General features: G+C 34.6%; 17 protein-coding genes. 9 read left to right on the top strand and 8 right to left on the bottom strand.

The genetic code is table 11. The annotated features are described in order from the left end of the window. Window positions 1-33 precede the first annotated feature (33 nt). The gene (locus tag EAH81_RS22130; RefSeq protein WP_140511174.1) at window positions 34-249 is read left to right on the top strand and encodes a hypothetical protein; all 216 of its coding nucleotides are present in this window, start codon (window positions 34-36) and stop codon (window positions 247-249) included. A 402-nt stretch (window positions 250-651) separates the two neighbouring features. On the opposite strand, the gene EAH81_RS22125 is transcribed toward EAH81_RS22130, so the two are convergent. The 5 genes from EAH81_RS22125 to EAH81_RS22105 all read right to left on the bottom strand — a co-directional run bounded on the left by EAH81_RS22125 (window position 652) and on the right by EAH81_RS22105 (window position 4,812). Continuing rightward, complete coding sequence (locus EAH81_RS22125) at window positions 652-810, bottom strand: IS3 family transposase (RefSeq protein ID WP_140511194.1); 159 nt, start codon at window positions 808-810, stop codon at window positions 652-654. Window positions 811-1,186: 376 nt separating this feature from the next. Further along, the gene (locus EAH81_RS22120) at window positions 1,187-2,203 is read right to left on the bottom strand and encodes a chemotaxis protein CheB (RefSeq protein WP_140511173.1); all 1,017 of its coding nucleotides are present in this window, start codon (window positions 2,201-2,203) and stop codon (window positions 1,187-1,189) included. A 1,129-nt stretch (window positions 2,204-3,332) separates the two neighbouring features. Next, the gene (locus tag EAH81_RS28165) at window positions 3,333-3,500 is read right to left on the bottom strand and encodes a chemotaxis protein CheB (protein ID WP_410501118.1); all 168 of its coding nucleotides are present in this window, start codon (window positions 3,498-3,500) and stop codon (window positions 3,333-3,335) included. A gap of 129 nt (window positions 3,501-3,629) precedes the next feature. Then, entirely contained in the window at window positions 3,630-4,082 is a 453-nt protein-coding gene (locus EAH81_RS22110; protein ID WP_140511172.1) for a response regulator, read from the bottom strand. Window positions 4,083-4,395: 313 nt separating this feature from the next. After that, entirely contained in the window at window positions 4,396-4,812 is a 417-nt protein-coding gene (locus EAH81_RS22105) for a hypothetical protein (protein WP_140511171.1), read from the bottom strand. Window positions 4,813-5,316: 504 nt separating this feature from the next. On the opposite strand from EAH81_RS22105, the gene EAH81_RS22100 reads away from it, so the two are divergent. Together EAH81_RS22100 and EAH81_RS22095 are read left to right on the top strand one after the other, a co-directional pair. Then, a complete protein-coding gene (locus tag EAH81_RS22100) occupies window positions 5,317-5,688 on the top strand; it encodes a hypothetical protein (protein ID WP_140511170.1) in 372 nt (123 codons plus the stop codon). A 363-nt stretch (window positions 5,689-6,051) separates the two neighbouring features. Beyond that, window positions 6,052-7,065, top strand: a complete 1,014-nt coding sequence (locus EAH81_RS22095) for an HAD family hydrolase (protein ID WP_140511169.1) — start codon at window positions 6,052-6,054, stop codon at window positions 7,063-7,065. Between the two features lie 105 nt (window positions 7,066-7,170). Here the strand turns inward: EAH81_RS22095 and EAH81_RS22090 are convergent, their stop codons facing one another. Beyond that, the gene (locus EAH81_RS22090) at window positions 7,171-7,458 is read right to left on the bottom strand and encodes a hypothetical protein (RefSeq protein ID WP_140511168.1); all 288 of its coding nucleotides are present in this window, start codon (window positions 7,456-7,458) and stop codon (window positions 7,171-7,173) included. 88 nt (window positions 7,459-7,546) lie between these two features. Then, window positions 7,547-7,765, bottom strand: a complete 219-nt coding sequence (locus tag EAH81_RS22085) for a hypothetical protein (protein ID WP_140511167.1) — start codon at window positions 7,763-7,765, stop codon at window positions 7,547-7,549. 1,279 nt (window positions 7,766-9,044) lie between these two features. On the opposite strand from EAH81_RS22085, the gene EAH81_RS22080 reads away from it, so the two are divergent. The 6 genes from EAH81_RS22080 to EAH81_RS22055 all read left to right on the top strand — a co-directional run bounded on the left by EAH81_RS22080 (window position 9,045) and on the right by EAH81_RS22055 (window position 18,426). After that, the gene (locus tag EAH81_RS22080; RefSeq protein WP_140511166.1) at window positions 9,045-10,688 is read left to right on the top strand and encodes a DUF6377 domain-containing protein; all 1,644 of its coding nucleotides are present in this window, start codon (window positions 9,045-9,047) and stop codon (window positions 10,686-10,688) included. 313 nt (window positions 10,689-11,001) lie between these two features. After that, a complete protein-coding gene (bglX, locus tag EAH81_RS22075; RefSeq protein WP_140511165.1) occupies window positions 11,002-13,284 on the top strand; it encodes a beta-glucosidase BglX in 2,283 nt (760 codons plus the stop codon). A gap of 14 nt (window positions 13,285-13,298) precedes the next feature. Then, window positions 13,299-15,509, top strand: a complete 2,211-nt coding sequence (locus tag EAH81_RS22070) for a glycoside hydrolase family 3 C-terminal domain-containing protein (RefSeq protein ID WP_140511164.1) — start codon at window positions 13,299-13,301, stop codon at window positions 15,507-15,509. Between the two features lie 32 nt (window positions 15,510-15,541). Further along, complete coding sequence (locus EAH81_RS22065; protein ID WP_140511163.1) at window positions 15,542-16,678, top strand: acyltransferase family protein; 1,137 nt, start codon at window positions 15,542-15,544, stop codon at window positions 16,676-16,678. Between the two features lie 124 nt (window positions 16,679-16,802). Next, complete coding sequence (locus EAH81_RS22060) at window positions 16,803-17,975, top strand: MFS transporter (RefSeq protein ID WP_140511162.1); 1,173 nt, start codon at window positions 16,803-16,805, stop codon at window positions 17,973-17,975. 28 nt (window positions 17,976-18,003) lie between these two features. Continuing rightward, on the top strand, window positions 18,004-18,426 hold the full coding sequence (locus EAH81_RS22055; protein ID WP_140511161.1) for a VOC family protein: 423 nt from the start codon (window positions 18,004-18,006) through the stop codon (window positions 18,424-18,426). A gap of 71 nt (window positions 18,427-18,497) precedes the next feature. Here the strand turns inward: EAH81_RS22055 and EAH81_RS22050 are convergent, their stop codons facing one another. Continuing rightward, on the bottom strand, window positions 18,498-19,364 hold the full coding sequence (locus tag EAH81_RS22050) for a DeoR/GlpR family DNA-binding transcription regulator (protein ID WP_206669102.1): 867 nt from the start codon (window positions 19,362-19,364) through the stop codon (window positions 18,498-18,500). Between the last annotated feature and the right edge of the window lie 252 nt (window positions 19,365-19,616).

Here is a 19,616-nt window from a genome sequence, read left to right as displayed (position 1 = left end):
CCAAAATGTTTTGGCACTAATATCTCCTGCCATATGAAAAAGATAATCCATGTCGTTTTGCTGTTTTTTTTGTGCACCATTGCATTTGCTCAAGACAGCCCTCCACCTCCGGATTTTGAAGATCCAAATGATCCTAATCCAACAGATCAGTCTTCAGTTCCTATTGACAGTCATCTGATTGCACTTTCTATTGCAGCATTATTTCTTGGTTTGTACGTAATCTGGAGAAAAAAATACAACCACTTGTAATTTTAGTGATAATTTGTATTGTGTCATTTTTTTTAAAGAGTGTGATGATCATTATTTTTTAGAGAATATGCAAATAAAAAGAAAGGAAAAGTTACGGTAGATTCTCCAGAATCATTTCCTATTTTTTTGAAAGATTTGAATTTAGAATTTTCAATGTTAAAATTTAACCATAAAATAATCTAATGAAATTAGGATTTTTTCAGGAGGAGCTTAAATTACGAGTTGTAAGGTTATAATTCGTGTCTATAAATCATTCTTAAATATTTGTAATCCATTGGCTCGATAATCTTATTGCAAAACACAAAGATTCAATTTTTTTAAGCGAATTCTATACTTTACGAACTTTAATCATTTCTCTTTCGACAGTACAAATGTAAAAATAGTGGCAATGCCCGTAAATGTTTATTTTGGAGAAATGAGATACTGATTTTGAAATTCTACTATTGCTAGATTTCCAAGAGCAGAATGCCTTCTAAGAGTGTTATAAAAATTTTCTATATACCAAAAAAAAGAATTTTTAGCTTGTTCTCTTGTTTTATATTTATTCTGATAAACTAGTATTCTAAGCTTTGTTCACCTAGCCTTTTTTATATCCCTAAATTTAGAGATTGTTAACTTTTACCCACATCAAAAAGAAGATCTATTTTTTGTAGCTTTCTTTATTCACTTCAAAATAGACAGGCTTGACTTTTTGTGGCAAAAATGGTATCCACTCCAAATTTGTCAGAAGCACAATATACCATTGTTGGGTTTGAAGGGATTTGTCAGATTGTTTGTCTATAAAATCAAAAAACTCTTTCAGTACATTTTATTCTTTCCAGAGGTGAGCATTATTATAAAACTGCCTAAACTTGTTTTACAAATATTTTTGACATTTCATGAATCGATAATCGGAAATAATCCGATTATCGAAAAACGGTAGCAGATACTTGCGCTATTATATTGGAGAATCACTGATACTCGATTTATCATCAGCCAATAAAACTGCCCTTATCCTGTCTATATGAATCTGTGACATGTTTGCCCTTTCTCTGGCCGAGACAGCCATTGCGCCTTTTTGACCATTTGCGATAGTGGTGAGAAGATTTTTTCTTTCTTCGAACATTCTAAGGGCGGTCCACATAGTTTCTTCAATTTTTTCGGTTTGTTCCGCCAGTAAAGCAGCAGCAGTATAGGCATGGCCGGTATGACAGCGATATCTCAGGCCGGGACCCTTATCCATTTTCCATAAAACACCTCCACAGCCTGGGCAATTAAAGGGAACCTGCTCGCCAAGAGAATTAACCGAAGGAAGATCGCTTAATACTCGCTGGGCTATTTTAATCTCCTTTATTATGTCTTCTGGAATTGCCGGCTGTTTACTGGTTTTTCTTGTCATCAGAATAGAAAGAACACCGCCCATCTCTGCTATAGGTATACAATAATCCGGCTTCATTTGATTCAGTGCATTTTTCGGCATATCAGGATAATCCGCATCTGCTGGATCTTGAATTATACTGATACCCCCACATCTTTGAATAGCAATAAGACCGGCAGTCCCATCATCCAAATATCCAGTTAAAAGAAGTCCTATTGTCCTGTTTCCAAAAGAAGCTGCTGCTGATCTGAATAAAGGGTCGATTGCAGGGCGTGAGCGATTTTCCTGAGCACCTTTGGTTACTAAAAGAGTGCCATTGTTTTCAACCATCAAGTGATGATCAGAAGGAGCAAGATAAATATGACCAGATTCAATCCTATTTCCGTGCTTGGCGTGGATGCATTTGAGTTTTCCAATTTTATTTAGTGAATTTAGCAGTGCATCTCCTGTTGCATCAGCAGAGATGTGTTGAACAATCAAAAGAGGCGCGGGAAAATCCTTTGGAAGCTGTTCTAACAAAGTTATCAAGGCTTTCATGCCTCCTGCTGATGTACCTACTACAACAATAAAATTATTTTCTTCTTTAATTGCTTTCATCTTATAAATGTAAGAAAATAAATTTCAAAATATTGAAAATAAAAAGGAACAGAAAATTGCTATAGTTGTAAAAGACTCTTTCGATCTAAATATAATTTTATTACTAGTTTTTCAAATTCTTAGAGTCTTTCATTTGGTAAACATTTATTAAAAAAGGTCTAAGTGAATATGCCTTCTACTTTGAAGCATCAATTTACATAAATGTAAATAGTCTTATTCAAAAAAAAATATTTAAGATAAAAAACAGCAAGGGTAAATAATTATTCACTAGATAGCTGCAAATTGCGTTTATAGGTAATCTTAACATTAAGATAAACTAAAAGAAAAAATTTAAACAAAAAATGCACATTAACCTTTGTAGGACTATTTAAAAAATTCATTATTTATTTTATAAGATTATAATAAGATTTTTTTTTAGCACGTACCAATAAAAAATAGATTCTTCACGAGCATATATTCGAATCAAATAATAAAAAGTATCCTTAGGCACCAGTAACTAATTGGATTCTTTTATTTTAGGAGATTTATGCAGTATTTAAGTCACTAAATCTCCATTAGGCTCATATTTCAATCCTGTAGTTCTGTTTCCAATAGAATGTCTGTTGATTGGATTATTTACTAGATAACGACTTGGCAATTCGTAGAGCGTATACTCCAGAAGTATTTGTCAGGTGGCGTTTGTCCTTTTGGAAAATGAATAACATATTGATAAATCCGACCATCCAGTTGATTTCCTATTGACTAAACGAAAATAGCGGATGAGTGCTCGGTCATTTTTAATAAAGGCAATTGCTAATAATTATAAACCAGATAAAATAAATATTGATAAAAGCGGATCAAATATAAGTGCTGTTAAAGTTTATAATAAACGTTCGCTTTCCCAAATAGCAATCCGACAATGTAAATATCTCAAAAAATTGTCGAACAGGGCTATCGATTTATAAAATGGGGGATACAAAACGGATTAGGCGATAGAAGTTTTGAATCGGCCACTCGAACATTGAGCGGAATTGAAGTTGTACATATTTTGAGAAATAATCAGATTGTTATGCCAGTTATAACTATGTTTAAATCATTCTGTAAATTGGCAGTTTTAACTTTTAAATTACTTAAATATTTATATTTGATTCTAACAGATGCAACAGAACCCTTTGGTAACACGAGAAAGAAGTTCTGTCAGCATAGTATCATGTAGTGGATGCAAATGCTGTACAATAACATAGGCCATTTCAGAATCATAAGGAATTGTTTCTATAAACTGCCTAAATGCTTCCAGTCCTCCTGCGGAAGCACCAATACCAGTGATCGGAAAATCCTGGCGGGTTGCTTAGGTAAGTTTTTTTTCTGCAGATGCATGATTTTAATTTTTAGGTATTAAATAAGAGAAATCAATGCATAATATTAAAAGATATTCTTTCTTTGAATACTAAAGTGTAATCACAAAAGATTCAATTTTAGCATTTGCCGACTTTTCTATCCAGTCGATTTCAATCACTTTTTTGAGCATATTTTTTTGATCAGTAAAAGAAATAGGTTTCACTATATAAGCATTTGCACCTAATTTAAAAGTATTTTTAACCCCGTCGGGTGTTGCGGAAGTTGAATAAATGGCAATTATCGGAATATTTTTAAATCTGTTATCTTCCCTAATTTTCTGTAAAGTTTCAAACCCAGATAAGATGGGCATATTAAGATCTAAAAAAATGATATCAGGGATATCCGTATTTTTATCATAAAGTCGGTCTAGAAGTTCTACTCCATTTTTACAAAACTCAACTTGATAGTTAAGATGAAGATCTGCTATTGCCTGACCAAAAAACTCTCTTTCATCTTCATCATCATCAGTAAGTAAGATTCTTATATTCTCTTTATTTTCCATTTATTTGATACATTTATATCAAATGTACTATTTATTAAAATGTTAAGAGATGAATTAGATTGGTTACTTACAATCTATTACAGAATATTCTTTTGATTAGCCGTTTATATTAGAAATATTGCACTGTACTATTGATAATTTTGCATTTAAATTAATTATTTAAATAATAATTAATTTAATAATATTGTAATACTTTTACCACATAAAAGAATTAAACATGTTTATTTTGAACCCTTGGTAGTTTGCTTTTACAAATTTTATAAAAATAGGGCAGCCTATAGTATAAAGATTTTTTATTTTTATGTATAAAAAGCTATATCTTTTGTATACAAACGGATTTACCATTAACCATTATATCAACCAGTCCTAAATTTTCATTAAAAGTTGTTCTTACATAACTTTCCTTAACAACAACAACAGCACCATAAATTTTTCCATTTTTTTCTGATACAAAATCAAATACTACTCTTTTGTTATCAGGACTAATACTCAGCACGTAACTTGTAAATTCTGTGTTTTTTATAGAAAATTCCTGTTTCGTGTCAATTATTTTATCACCGACATAAAAATTGATAACCTTTTCGCTTAAGCTTATATCTGGATAATATCCATTAACTTTTTTTAGCAATTCATATTGTGCCACATTTGCATTCTCACTTTTAGATGTAATATTTTGTGAAAATGAAGCTATAGAAAACATAAAACCTAGTATTAAAATATACTTTTTCATAATGTTGATTTTTGATTTTTAAAAAAAACAGGTTTAAATTATTAAGCAATTTACGAATATTTTTTTACAATAAACTATAAAACAAGTGGTTATGTTTTTTTTGTTATGATATTATGATGCTCTCGCGTCGCGCTCTTATTCATACAAAACTAATACCTAAAATGGTTACCTATATAGCAAAGCATTGAAATTTTCTATCACTAGAACTAAATTACTTTCTTCTATAAATGCATGTAAGCCATGCATCAATGACTTTCTTACTATTTTCATTTATTGCATTCTCGCGTTTTTTCTGGTCTGTAATTCCATAGTTTACTAACTTTGCTTTTTTTTACTTTGTTTTCGACAAAATAATCTTAGTTTGAAGTTCATTTATTTTAAAAGACACGTTTTATAAAAAAAAATAATACATTTGAAATGTTTGAAAATCAAACTACTGAATTAAATTTTAGGTTTTGTTGGTATTTTATTTTTTTTATGCAGATTAATATAATTTAAAAATAAGTGGTAACAGAATTTTGGATAGAAAAAGCTTGGGGAGAATCAATAAATAATGCTTTGATTACTGATGCTTACAACGCACTCATAGAATTAATTAATGTGGATGATGAACATGGTTTTATCTGGATCGGTCATGTTGATGAAGAGTATGTTCTTGAAATTCAAAAAGATTTACAATTGTTTTTAATTTTTGGGGAAAATCAGGATAAACGCTTAAAAATGTCTATTCTGGACTGGGATAAGGTAGTTTTATTAATTAGAAGCTATTTTGATAAAGATTTTGGTGTCCTTAAAAATGAATTTACTATGAACCTGTTAGATAATATTAGAGAGATTTATAATATCAATAAAATAAACAACTTTAGTCTTAACTAATAAAAAAGGGACTAGAATAGTCTGTTTTTGTTTGATTTAATAAATATATTATAATTGATTATTCACCTTTGCTGTTTTTTTTAAATTTATTTATTGATTAATTTTTCAAGTCATCATTTCATCTTTCTCTTCCAACGTACTCTGGTCCAGGTCAAAAGAGTGGAACTATGAATTTGGATGGAGTTATGGAAATACTCTCTAATGGCGCCACCGGCGGTGGTAAATAAGAGCCGGTATTGCAGTAATTTATAATTTTTTAAAAAAAGTAATAGCTAAGCTACACGCAGAACATAAAAACATAAAACTATCAAAATGCTTGAGTTGTTCCGAACTCAGGCATTTCAATAAATTAAAAATAATATTATGAAAAGAATATATGTATTACCCGTATTTTTATTTTTCCTTGTTTCTTTTAATAAAATAGAAAAATATACAACTTTTAATGCAAGAGAAAGTATTGCAGTTGTTGCAACTAGCCAGGATCCGCTGCCAAGCTGGAATGATGGCCCTTTGAAAAAAGATATTATTGCTTACGTAAAAAAAGTCACAACAAAAGGAAGTCCGGATTTTATTCCGGTTGAAAATAGAATTGCCACTTTTGATAATGATGGAACGCTGTGGGCCGAAAAACCATATGTTCAGGAATTGTTTGCTTTCTTCCTTGTTAAAAAGATGGTAGAAGCAAATCCCGCATTAGTCCAACAACAGCCTTTTAAGGCAGTTGTTGAAAAAGATAAAGCTTTTTTTGAGAATGGCGGTGAAAAGGCACTGATAGAATTACTTGCAGCTACTCATACCGGTATGAGTGAAGACGAATTTGAAGCTTCTGTAAAGGAGTTTTTTGGTGCAGCAAAATACCCGAGCAAAAATGTAACATTGAAACAAATCAGATACCAGCCTCAATTGGAGTTATTAAATTATCTGCGGGCGAATGGATTTACAACTTATATCGTAACCGGTGGTACAATTGAAGTAGTGAGAGCGATTTCAGAGGGTTTTTATGGTATTCCAAAAAATCAGGTTGTTGGGACTTCTTTCAAATATACATTTGATGATGCTTCTAATAGTATAAAAAGAGAAGCTGCCTTAGACCATTTAAATGATAAAGAAGGAAAGCCGGTTGGAATTCAGCTTCACATTGGTCAGCGTCCTGTTTTTGCATGCGGCAATGAAGGCGGAGCTGGCGATATTGCCATGCTAAAATATTCTCAGGGAAATAAATATCCCTCTTTTCAATTGCTGGTAAATCACGACGATGCAGTCAGAGAATATAGTTATCAGGAAAAAGATAACCTGTCCTTAAATGCAGCGGCACAAAACAAATGGCATGTCATCAGTATTAAAGATGATTGGAAAAAAGTTTTTGCAGATAAGTAATTGCTTTATAGAGTTAAAAACGAAACACAATAGTTAAACAATAACACAGGAGTTCCCAGGATTTTGGATATTAAGACAGTTCAGTACCCCTTTTTAAAAAAAAACTTAATTGAAAAATACCGTATTATTTATTTTGATTAGGCCTTTTATGGTTATTGAACTTTCATCTGTAGCCGGATTCAGGACAATATACCCCTGATCCTCCAGCAGGATTAGGGCATCTAGTATTTTTGCATGGTTGTCTCTTTGCACGGAAATATTTTCGCTAAATATTTTCATAACATTGTAAGCTGGCATTACAAGTACTGCCAGGTCTTCTAATGCGCAGGTCCCGGGGTAACTCTGGGCAAGTTTACTCAGTATCCTATCAAAATAAACGGATGATTTTTCCAAGATATAATAGTTTAAATAAAGATACGAAAATTTGATTATTATTTAAATATATTCCCTGATCCGAATTGAAATTAGTATCATCCTGCTGTTATCCGTTTATTTTATCCTTATGATACTCCCTGAGCCATTTTTCCATTCTCTGCAACAGCTGCACTTCTTTAGGATCGCCTTTTGGATTGGAAAGCCCTGTAATGGTCCTTTGATAATTAAATCTTTTATCCTCAAACTGGCAGGTAAATTTTGGAACCTCGTTGTGCACGACAAGCCATTTGTCCTGGCCTGCCTTTTTAATTTCAAACTTCTTCATTTTTCTTAATCTACTTAACAGCTGCAGATAGTCAGATATTATTGTTGTTTTACGGCTGAATTTTAAAGGGCAAAATTAGGGGATTATTGCCCTTATTTTGTTACATAATTTACAGATCAGCAATATTTTTTTTGATTTAGGAGCTGTTCCCGCTATACGTTCCAATCTTTTGTGCCAAACCCCGGCACAAAAGGATTTCAATGCACACGAGCGAAGCGAACTGGCGAAGCAATCAGGGCTAAGGGCCGCTGAAGGTCCTATTTTGTCTTTGGAAAACTGCATATTCGAAGCCAATTTTTGTACTTCTAATCAATACTCAATTTTCGTTTTTTTTTAATACCATATGCCACTATTCTTTCACAAAAATAAATAGGTTTTGCGGCTGCAGAAGGAGAAAATCGATGAAGAACCTAAACACAGGAACTTTTCTTTCAGCTTTGATATACACTCACCTTTTTATAATGATGCAATAAAAAATAGCTTACTGTGGCTCTTTAGACTAATAAATAAGGTAAGGTTATAATAAAAAAAAGCGCCAATTGTCTTCAATTGGCGCCTTTTGGCAGTGTGGTGAGCTTGACTGGACAAATTTCTATAAATTTTATGGAAGATTTAAAGAGATTGGCTAACTATTATATGTAGATCCTGTCTTTAGATGGCTTAAGGAATTTGGTTTGGATGTCCTGTTGGGGATTGATGGAAAAAATATTTGATTTCAAAAATGATTTCTTTTTAAAGTCAGTTGTGTGACGTCTATGTATTTCTGCCATCTTATTGCGATTATTCTGGATTAGTGTATCTACGCTAAAATATTAAAATAAGGTTAATAGTTGCTTTAAAGTAATGATTAAATTATATTATTATAATAAAGTTTCGAACCTAAACTCTGCAGCCCTTGTATTTACTGAATTTTGTAATTTTGAAAAACAGCATGTGCCACGATTTTACCACAAAACTTAACGTATCGTTTTCTGCCTTTAGTAATGATCTATAAATTTGTATCTTATATGTACTTCAAAAGCAGTGTATGTACCTAATCGTAGAAAACTAATTTTTGGGAAGGGGGGAAATTAACATTATTGATTTTTATTACCTTCAAGTCCATTTATAAAACGGACTTTTTTATTCTTTTTTAGCACCATAGAGTTACCTTTACTATACAAATTACAAACTATTCTAAATTTAATTATAAAAATAATAATTTAAGTAATTTGCAAATTTGCATATATTTGCAAATACCCAATAAGAATTGGAATGTAGTAATTTAAATCATTAAGTTTTGTTCAAGAAAGTTCTATACTCACTTATACTAATTTCGTGTATCAATATCTGTTCTGGAAATGTAAAAGATTCATTAAGACTCAAACTTGATTTTGCGATACAGCATAAAGCAGATTATGCTGCTCTAAAAGATAAAAGAACTTCAAAAATCAGAAAAGCTATTAAAGAAAAAAACTCACCTGAGGCCGAGTATTTGCTAAATCAAAAATTATATACAGAATACAGAAAATATAAAATAGATTCTGCTTTGTATTTTATTACAAAAAATGTAAAGCTTTCAGATTCACTTAAGCAAAGTAGTTTCAAGACAGATGCTGTCCTGCAATTAGCGAATCTTTATTCAGCAAGCGGACGTTTTCTGGAATCTGAAAAATTATTGAAATCAATTGATACCGAAACACTTTCAAACAATCAAAAAAAGACCTATTTAGAATTTTATATTGAGTTTTTTGAGCATTATGCGACTAATAATCCCAGTAAGTATTACAATGAACAAATTGGGATATATAGAGATTCACTGCTGGCCATTTTAGATCCTCAGTCTTCAGAATATAAAGTAAATTTAGCTTTGCGTTCTATTGATAATAAAGATTACGCTGCGGCAAAAAAAAATCTCGAAGACTTGTTTTACAATCAGGAACTTAAAAAATCTCAATACGCAATGTGCGCCTATCTTTTAGGAAATATTAGTATGCGCAATAAAAAATATGAACAAGGAATTGATTATTATACCCTGGCGGCAATTACTGATATAGAAACTGCAACAAAAGATCAGGGAGCCATACAGAATCTCGCAATCTATAATTACTACAATGACAAGATTGATTTAGCCTATAAATATGCAAAGTCGGCTCTGGAAGATGCGGTTTTCTGCAATGTAAAATTCAGGACCCTGATGATGTCAGAGTTTTATTCGATTATAAATGCAGCTTATCAGAAAAAAGCAGAAAAAAATAAAAAACAACTTCAAATTTATATTGTATCTGTAAGTGTGCTCAGTTGCTTTCTTATTGTTTTGATTTTTTATGTGTATCGCCAGATGAGACGTTTGTCCCGAATTAAAAAAGAACTTTCAGAGTCAGCACAAGAACTTCAGGAATTAAATTCAGAATTTCAGGCGGCTAATGATCAGCTTAAAGTATTTAACGAACAGCTCAATGAATCTAATAATATAAAAGAAGAATACATCGCCCAGTTTTTTGATATCTGCTCGTCGTATATTAATAAAATGGAAGATTACAGAATAAAACTCTACAAAAAAGCCATCAGCAGACAATTTGTTGATCTTACGAATGTTTTAAAATCAAATGATATCATAGATCAGGAACTTTATGACCTGTACAGGAAATTTGATGCTGTTTTCATTAAGCTTTATCCTGAGTTTACTACAGATTTTAATGCACTTCTTGCTGAAGGAGAAAAAATCACACTCAAAGAAGGAGAAATACTCACTACAGAACTTCGGATTTTTGCCCTTGAAAGGCTTGGTATTAAAGACAGCGAGAAAATTGCTTCATTTTTGAGACTTTCTATGAGCACCATTTATAATTACAGAACTAAAATTCGAAATAAAACGACTTATTCTAAAGAAGAATTCACAAAAAAACTCGAAAAAACCGGCAGTAGATTCCACAGTTTGTAATAAGGATAATTATCTCTCTATATCCCTGTTTTTTCTACAGGTCACAAGGTATAAAGCTAAAGCTGTATAGGGAATGATGTAGTATTTCGGGCAGATTTGCTTTCTTTTTCTAGCTACTTTTTTTGAGTCCGTCAACTACTTTTTAATAGCTAACTTATTTATTTAACTATTTGATTTATAGCGATTTGTGTTCTTTTTAGTTCTACATTTTAATTTTACAATGCCGTGCGTGTACTATATCGTTATAGTTTTACAACATCAAGGTTTATTAATTTGAAAAATAAACCTGAGGTCGATAAAATTATAAACAGATATGAAAAAAAAATTAGCAGCAGTATTGTTTCTGGCAGCAACATTTCACATGAATGCCCAGCAACAAAAAGATCAAAAAATGGATGCGTTCGTCAGCAGTTTGATGAACCGGATGACACTTGAAGAAAAAATAGGACAAATGAATCTGCCTAGTGAAGGAGATATCATAACAGGATTGGGAAGCAATACTAACATTGCAGCAAAAATTCGTAAAGGCCTTGTAGGAGGAATGTTCAATATCAAGGGCGTTCAGAAAATCAAAGAAATTCAGAAAATTGCTGTCGAAGAAAGCAGATTAAAAATTCCGCTGCTCTTTGGTATGGATGTCATTCATGGTTATGAAACTGTTTTTCCTATTCCTTTGGGCATAGCTTGTACCTGGGATATGAAAGCGATTGAAGAGTCGGCCAGAATTGCTGCCAAAGAAGCCAGTGCTGACGGTATCAGCTGGACATTCAGTCCTATGGTTGATATTGCCAGAGACCCCAGATGGGGACGGGTTTCTGAAGGAAGCGGTGAAGACCCTTATCTGGGTGGGCAGATTGCCAAAGCCATGATAAGAGGTTATCAGGGAAAGGATAATACATTTTCGGAAAAATTTAATATTCTGGCCTGTGTAAAACATTTTGCATTGTACGGAGCCGGAGAAGCCGGAAGAGATTACAATACTGCAGATATGAGTCATATTCGCATGTACAACGAATATTTTTATCCCTATAAAGCAGCAGTAGAGCAAGGAGTAGCGAGTGTTATGGCTTCTTTTAATGTTGTAGATGCCGTTCCTGCCCATGCCAATAAATGGCTGCTGACCGATGTGCTTAGAAAAGAGTGGGGTTTTGAAGGATTTACAGTAGCAGATTATGGAGGAGTAGGTGAGATTGTCAATCACGGATTGGGTAATTTGAAAGAGTCTTCTGCCGCAGCGCTTAATGCAGGACTGGACATGGATATGGTTTCAGAAGGATTTCTAAATACATTGCCTGCTTCTATAAAAGAAGGTAAAGTTGATATTGCAAAAATTGATCAGGCCTGCAGACGTGTTCTTGAAGCAAAGTATAAATTGGGATTGTTTAAATATCCTTATAAGTTTTGCGATACTAAAAGAGCGCAGAAAGAAATATATACCAATGAAAACAGGGCAGTAGCACGTAAAACAGCTGCTGAAAGTTTTGTACTTCTAAAAAATCAGGGAAATATTCTGCCTTTATCCAAAGCAAAAACCATTGCCGTAGTGGGACCTATGGGAGATACAAAGTCAAATATGGTAGGTACCTGGAGTGTTGCTGCCAAACTCGATCAACCTCTTACTCTGGTTGAAGGATTGCGTCAGACCGCCGGCAGTAAAGCCAATATTATATATGCAAAGGGTTCTAATCTTTTAAGTGACCAGATAATGCAGAAGAATGCCACAATGTTTGGCAGAGATATCCCCTGGGACAACAGAACAGAAGATGAGCTTATTGCTGAGGCATTAAATGCCGCTTCGAAAGCAGATGTGATTGTAGCCGCAATGGGAGAGTCTTCTGAAATGAGCGGAGAGTCCAGCAGCCGTACAGATATTGGAATTCCGCCAGTGCAAAAAAGAGTTTTAGAGCAACTTTTAGCAACAGGAAAACCCGTAGTTCTGGTGTTATTTGCCGGAAGACCCATGACACTTGTCTGGGAGCAGGAAAATGTGCCAGCTATTTTGAATGTATGGTTTGGTGGTAGTGAAGCCGCTCAAGCGATTGGTGATGTGGTTTTTGGAGACGTAAACCCTGGCGGAAAACTGGTGTCGACTTTCCCAAGAAGCGTGGCTCAAATTCCACTTTATTATAATCATTTAAATACAGGAAGACCCGCATCTGACAAAGGCTTTGAGAAATTTAGAAGCAATTATATGGATGAAAAGAATGCACCCCTTTATCCATTTGGTTTTGGGTTAAGTTATACTACATTTCAATATAGTCCTGTAACGTTGAGCGCAACTGAAATGAGGGGTGACCAAACAATAACAGCTTCAGTAAATATAAAAAATACAGGATCGAAAGACGGTGCAGAAACAGTACAGCTTTATGTACGGGATATGGCAGGCAGTATTTCAAGACCGGTAAAAGAACTTAAAGGTTTTGAAAAGATTTTTCTTAAAGCAGGAGAGTCAAAAACGGTAAAGTTTGTAGTCACACAGGAGATGCTTAAATTCTATAACACTGCACTGGACTTTGTAAGTGAGCCCGGAGAGTTTCAAATCATGATAGGAAGCAGTAGTAATGATGTGCAGACCGCTTCGATTAATTTAAAATAAAAAACTAAAAAATTATGTTATATAAATTATTTACCGCTTTTATAATGCTGTGCGTGTGGAATGTCTCGGCACAGAAAAGTTTACCCGTTTATCTTGATGATACAAAACCTGTAGAGCAGCGTATTGAAGATGCACTTTCGAAAATGACACTAGAAGAAAAAATTGCCATGGTGCATGCACAGTCCAAATTTAGTTCTCCCGGAGTACCTCGTTTGGGAATTCCTGAAAACTGGATGACAGATGGTCCTCACGGGATTCGTCCTGAGGTAAAATGGGATGAATGGCAGCAGGCAGAATGGACGAATGATTCCTGTATTGCCTTTCCTGCTCTTACCGCATTATCTGCTACATGGAACAAGAAAATGTCACTTTTGTACGGAAAAAGTCTTGGAGAAGAAGCGCGTTACAGAAATAAAAATGTGATACTAGGCCCCGGCATTAATATTTACCGCAGCCCGTTAAACGGACGAAATTTTGAGTATATGGGCGAGGATCCTTTTCTTGCCGGCGAAATGGTCGTGCCTTATATCGAAGGGGTACAATCAAATGGGGTAGCTGCCTGTGTGAAACATTTTGCATTAAACAATCAGGAAACTAATCGCCATGGGGTAAATGTAATTGTAGATGATCGAGCGCTTTATGAAATTTATCTTCCGGCTTTTAAAGCAGCTGTTCAAAAAGGAAATGTCTGGGCCGTTATGGGATCATACAATAAATATAAGGGATTGCAAGGTTGTCATAATAACTTTTTGTTGCAGGATATTCTTAGAAAAGAGTGGTCTTTTGATGGTGCCGTAGTAGCAGACTGGGGGGGTGTTCACAATACAAAAGAGTCTATTTATAATGGTCTTGATATGGAATTTGGAACCTGGACCGATGGTCTTACATGGGGAGCAAGTAATGCTTATGACAATTATTATCTGGCTAAGCCTTATCTTGATTTGATAAAATCAGGCGAGGTCGGTACTAAGGAACTTGATGAAAAAATAAGAAACATTTTGCGTCTGATTTTCAGGACCAATATGGAAAGAAACAGGCCGTGGGGATCTTTTGGTACACCGGAACACGCAGCCGCTGCACGCAATATAGCAGAAGAAGGCATTGTACTTTTGAAAAACAAAGGAGCGCTATTACCTCTGGATATTAAAAAATATAAAAAGATAGCAGTTATTGGAGAGAATGCTATAAAGATGATGACAGTAGGAGGGGGAAGTTCTTCTCTTAAAGCAAAATATGAGATTTCGCCCCTTCAGGGACTTCAGGAAAGAATTGGCAGCGAAGCTGAGATAATTTACGCCAGAGGCTATGTAGGAGATGCCAGCGGAAATTATAACGGAGTAGTCTCAGGACAAAACCTTACAGAAAACCGTAGTGCTCAAGAACTTAAAAACGAAGCATTAAAAGTTGCAAAAGAAGCAGATGTAGTACTATTTGTAGGAGGGCTTAATAAAAGTGATTTTCAGGATAGTGAAGGTAATGATCGTAAAGAACTTGAACTCCCATACGGGCAGAATGAACTTATAAATGCGCTGGTAAAAGTCAATATCAATTTAATCTATATTAATATTTCTGGTAATGCTGTCGCTATGCCCTGGGAGAAAGACGTTCCGGCTATTGTTCAGGGATGGTTTCTGGGATCTGAATCAGGCACCGCTCTGGCAGCAGTATTATTAGGTGATGTAAATCCATCAGGGAAACTGACCTTTACTTTTCCTGTTGCGTTAAAAGATAATGCAGCCCACGCTTTTACCTCTTTCCCGGGTGGCGATGAGGTTACTTACAAAGAAAGCATTTTTGTGGGTTACAGATGGCATGAGAAAGAAAAAATAAAACCACTTTTCCCTTTTGGATACGGACTTAGTTATACCGCATTTCAATACAGTGATATAAAAGCAGACAAAATAAGTATTAATAAGGATGATACAATTTCTTTATCCATAAAGGTGAAAAACACCGGTAAACGTGATGGTGCAGAGATCGTTCAGTTATATATAACTGATGTAAAATCTTCTCTTCCAAGACCTATAAAAGAACTTAAAGGTTTTGATAAAGTTTTTCTAAAAGCCGGAGAAGAAAAAACGGTGACTTTCACGATCGAGAAAGATGCTTTGAGTTTTTTCAATGATAAAGAACATCAATGGGTGGCAGAACCCGGCGAATTTCAGGCTTTAATAGGAGCTTCATCAGCAGATATCAGAGCCAAAATTAGTTTCCGTCTAAAATAATTCAATTATTATAAATCAAAAACACAATATAAATGGAAATTATTTCTTCGCAAGGAAAAGGAACCGTTTTCAAGGATTCTAAAAAACATTATGAAATTCTTGACGGGCTTCGCGGTGTAGCCGCTGTTCTGGTGGTTGCCTTTCATATTCTCGAAGTTTTCTCAGGAGGTGATCATACTCAACAGCTTATCAATCATGGTTATCTGGCAGTTGATTTTTTCTTTCTTCTCTCAGGTTTTGTAATCGCTCACGCATATGATGACAGGTGGAATACAATGTCTATTACAGGATTTTTCAAAAGAAGACTGATACGTCTACATCCTATGATAATTGTAGGCATGACATTGGGGGCAGTTTGTTTTTATTATGCAGCCTCTTCTATGTTTCCCGCAATAGAAGGAACCTCTTTTTGGAAACTTATTGTGGTAATGGTGCTTGGGTGGTTCTTAATACCTGTACCGGGTTCACTGGATATTAGAGGATGGAGTGAAATGTATCCTTTAAATGGTCCTGCATGGTCTTTGTTTTTTGAATATATTGCCAATATTTTCTACGCATTAATTCTACGCAAGGTTTCTAATACAGTAATGTGGATCCTGGTTTTGATTTCAGCATTTGCACTGATACAGTTAGCCGTTTTTAGTCCGCACGGAGATATTATAGGAGGGTGGTCACTGGAGCCCGAACAGCTGCGTATAGGATTTACCAGATTAACTTTCCCTTTTTTGGCGGGTATACTGCTTCGCAGATTATTTAAATCAGGAAACATTAAAAATGCATTTTTATGGAGCAGTATACTTATTGTTGCAATCATGTCATTCCCAAGAGTAGGAGGTTCTGAGTATTTATGGTGGAACGGAATTTATGATTCGCTTACTATTATATTATTATTCCCTTTAGTGGTTTATATAGGCGCCAGCGGAAGTATTAAGAGTGCTGTTTCAAAACGTCTGTGCAGTTTTTTGGGTGATATATCGTACCCGATCTACATTACACACTTTCCAATTTTGTACATCTATTATGCATGGGTATCCAATAACAATATTCAACTCGAAGATTCGCCTGGGGTTGCATTCCTTGTTTTAATTCTCTGCATTGTAATTTCTTATATTTTTCTCAAATTATATGATATTCCGGTTAGGAAATGGCTCTCAAAGAAATATCAATAATATTTAAAATTCTCAATAATAGTAATAAGCTGCCTTTTAGGCGGCTTATTTTTTGCATAAAAAATAATTTGCATTATTTTGCAAATTTGCATAAATTTGCAAAATAAAAATAAGATTATATAGTATGACTTTAAAAATTAATAAAGCAGTTTGGGCAATACGGAGTATTTTTTTTGTTTGCGGTCTGGCGTTATCGAGTTGGGCTCCTATGGTTCCTTTTGCAAAAGCACGGTTAAATTTAGATGATGCTTCACTTGGCCTGCTCCTGCTTCTTTTAGGAACAGGGGCAATTATTATGATGCCGGTCAGCGGTTATCTCAGTCAAAAATTTGGAAATAGAATTATCATCATCATTTCTGCTGTACTTATTGCTTTTACGCTGCCTCTTTTAGCTTTTTTTGACGGAATTGTATTTATGAGTCTGTCTCTTTTGCTTTTTGGTGCAGGTATTGGAACGATAGATGTTGCAATGAATGCTTTTGGTATTCATCTTCAGAACTTGTATGGCAGACCTATTATGTCATCACTGCATGGTCTTTTTAGTGTTGGCGGACTTTTTGGTTCAATGGGGCTGGGAATTCTAATAAAAATTGGGTTGTCACCTCTGGTTGCGGCCATGTGTATTTCATTATTGGTTATTGTAACACTCAGCCTTCAGTACAATAATTTATTTAGCGCTTGTGAGGAGTTTGAAAATATGCCTGCTAATGATAGCAAATCTTCAGCATGGAGCTGGTCGTGGTTGAATAGAAGTGTTTTATTTTTAGGATTTTTATGTTTTATTGTTTTTATGGTCGAAGGAGCTATGCTGGATTGGAGCGCTCTTTTTCTACATGAAAATAAAGGACTTGATGAAAGCCTGGCCGGAGTAGGTTATGCTGTTTTTTCTATTGCAATGGCAGGTATGCGCTTGTTTGGTGATGGGATTGTCGAAAAATACAATTCATCAATAGTAGTTTCGGCAGGAGCAATTTTAGCATCCGCCGGGCTTTTATTGGGGATTTTCTCGCCGCTGGTCTCCATTTCTTTAGTGGGCTTTTTTCTTTTAGGCTGCGGGGCCGCTAATATTGTTCCTGTTTTTTTTAATGAGGCAGGAAAACTTAAAAATGTTAGCACAGCAGCAGCTGTTGCCGTTATAACTACAATGGGGTATTCAGGCCAGCTGTTAGGACCTGCAGGAATTGGATTCATAGCCCATGCATCATCGCTTTCAAAGGCATTGACTGTATGTGCAATTCTGATTTTTTTGGCAGCGCCTTTGTATTTGATGAATTTCTCTTCCGGAAAAAAATCATAAAGGATTTAAAATTTTAAAACAAAATGAAATGAAAATAGGACATATAGCATTCTGGACGACTGATCTGGAAAAAATGAAGGATTTCTACATAAAGTATTTTGGAGCAGTTTCAAATGATAAGTATACAAATCCAAAAACGGGACTCGAAACTTATTTTTTAAGTTTTAAAAGCGGAGACCGGGTTGAAATTATGAGCAGACCTGATGTTATTTTAGAAAGGCCTAGTTATTTGGAGCTTCGTCAGGGATTTGCCCATTTTGCTTTCGAAATGAAAAACAGCGGAGAAGTTGATAAAATGACAGAACTGCTACGCCAAAACGGATATATGGTGCACGGAGAACCTCGTATGACAGGAGACGGTTATTATGAAAGTGTAGTATTAGATCCGGAGTATAATACTATTGAGCTTGTTTATAATCCTTCAGAAAGTAAGAATTCTGCCTTTGGCTGAATTTAATTTGGTTTTCTGATATGATTGCTGCAGATCTTTGGTCTGCAGTAAATTTTTACGGCCATAATAGATTATACGATTTTAAGACCGCTCTTCCTGTAAGAATCTAACTGAGGATCTGTACTGGGAAGTTCTGTAATTAATACTGCTATCTCTTCCATTGGACAGATTCGGAAAGTTTCTGATGTATTGAGTTTTTCTTCCACGGCAAGTGCCAGAGTCTTTCTTGAAAATTTATGCATAGCTGTTTTAACATCCGCATCACCGGCGAAAGTAGCAGTTACACCAAATGTACTGTCGATTCCGCAGGTTCCCAGAAAATAGCTGTCTGCCACATAGTTGCTGATTTCATCACAGGCTTTCGCTCCTTCGGTAGTTTGAGTCTGAGTGTTGTATGAGCCTCCTAAGAGTATGAGTTTAATATTTTTATGATTTTCTAAAACAGATAGAAGTGCTGTGTTGTTGGTTACAATAGTGAGTTTGGATTTAATTGGGAGTTTTGCAGCGATACTACAGTTGGTAGTGCCTCCGTCCATAAATATAGTCTGGTCATCCTCTATAAACTGCTGCGCCTTTAAAGCAATAACTTCTTTTTTACCTGTTAAGTAAGCGGCTCTGTCAACAAAACTCAGAGGATTTTTAATCACCGGGATAGCGCCTCCACGAACCTTTGAAAGTAATCCGTTATTATGCAGTGCTTCGATGTCCCTGCGAATCGTATCTTCAGAGACTTTCAATAATACTGCCGTAGTATCAAATTGAACCCTGCCATCTTTCGAGAGTATTTCCAGAATCTTTGCAAAACGTTCCTCTTTCAGCATAAATGATAATATATATATGGCTGCAAAGATACATTTTTTACCTAAAGATATATTGTAAAGAAAGCTCTGTAATAAAATCAAATAATCATAAGCGTGACAGCGTAGATCTTGATTCATCGAAATTTAATACATGATCTCTTGGCTTCAGGGTAGCTCTATATCAGAAGGAGATTAAAATTATTCTTTTGCATAAATAGAATAGGGGCCTAACAATTGATTCTCTTAGATTCTCTAGTAATATGTTTGACTTTGTTGTTCGGTTTTAAATCACAATGAAATTACCTGACTCAAGCAAGCTCAATTGCCAGGCAGAGGGAGACCATCACGAAAATGTTCCGAAATTTGCGGTTCATTTTAAACCAAATTTCG

This window comes from Flavobacterium pectinovorum (assembly GCF_006438875.1).
Lineage (GTDB): Bacteria > Bacteroidota > Bacteroidia > Flavobacteriales > Flavobacteriaceae > Flavobacterium > Flavobacterium pectinovorum_A.
Note: the sequence above shows the minus strand (reverse complement) of the source record. Positions and strands in the feature narration are given on the sequence as shown.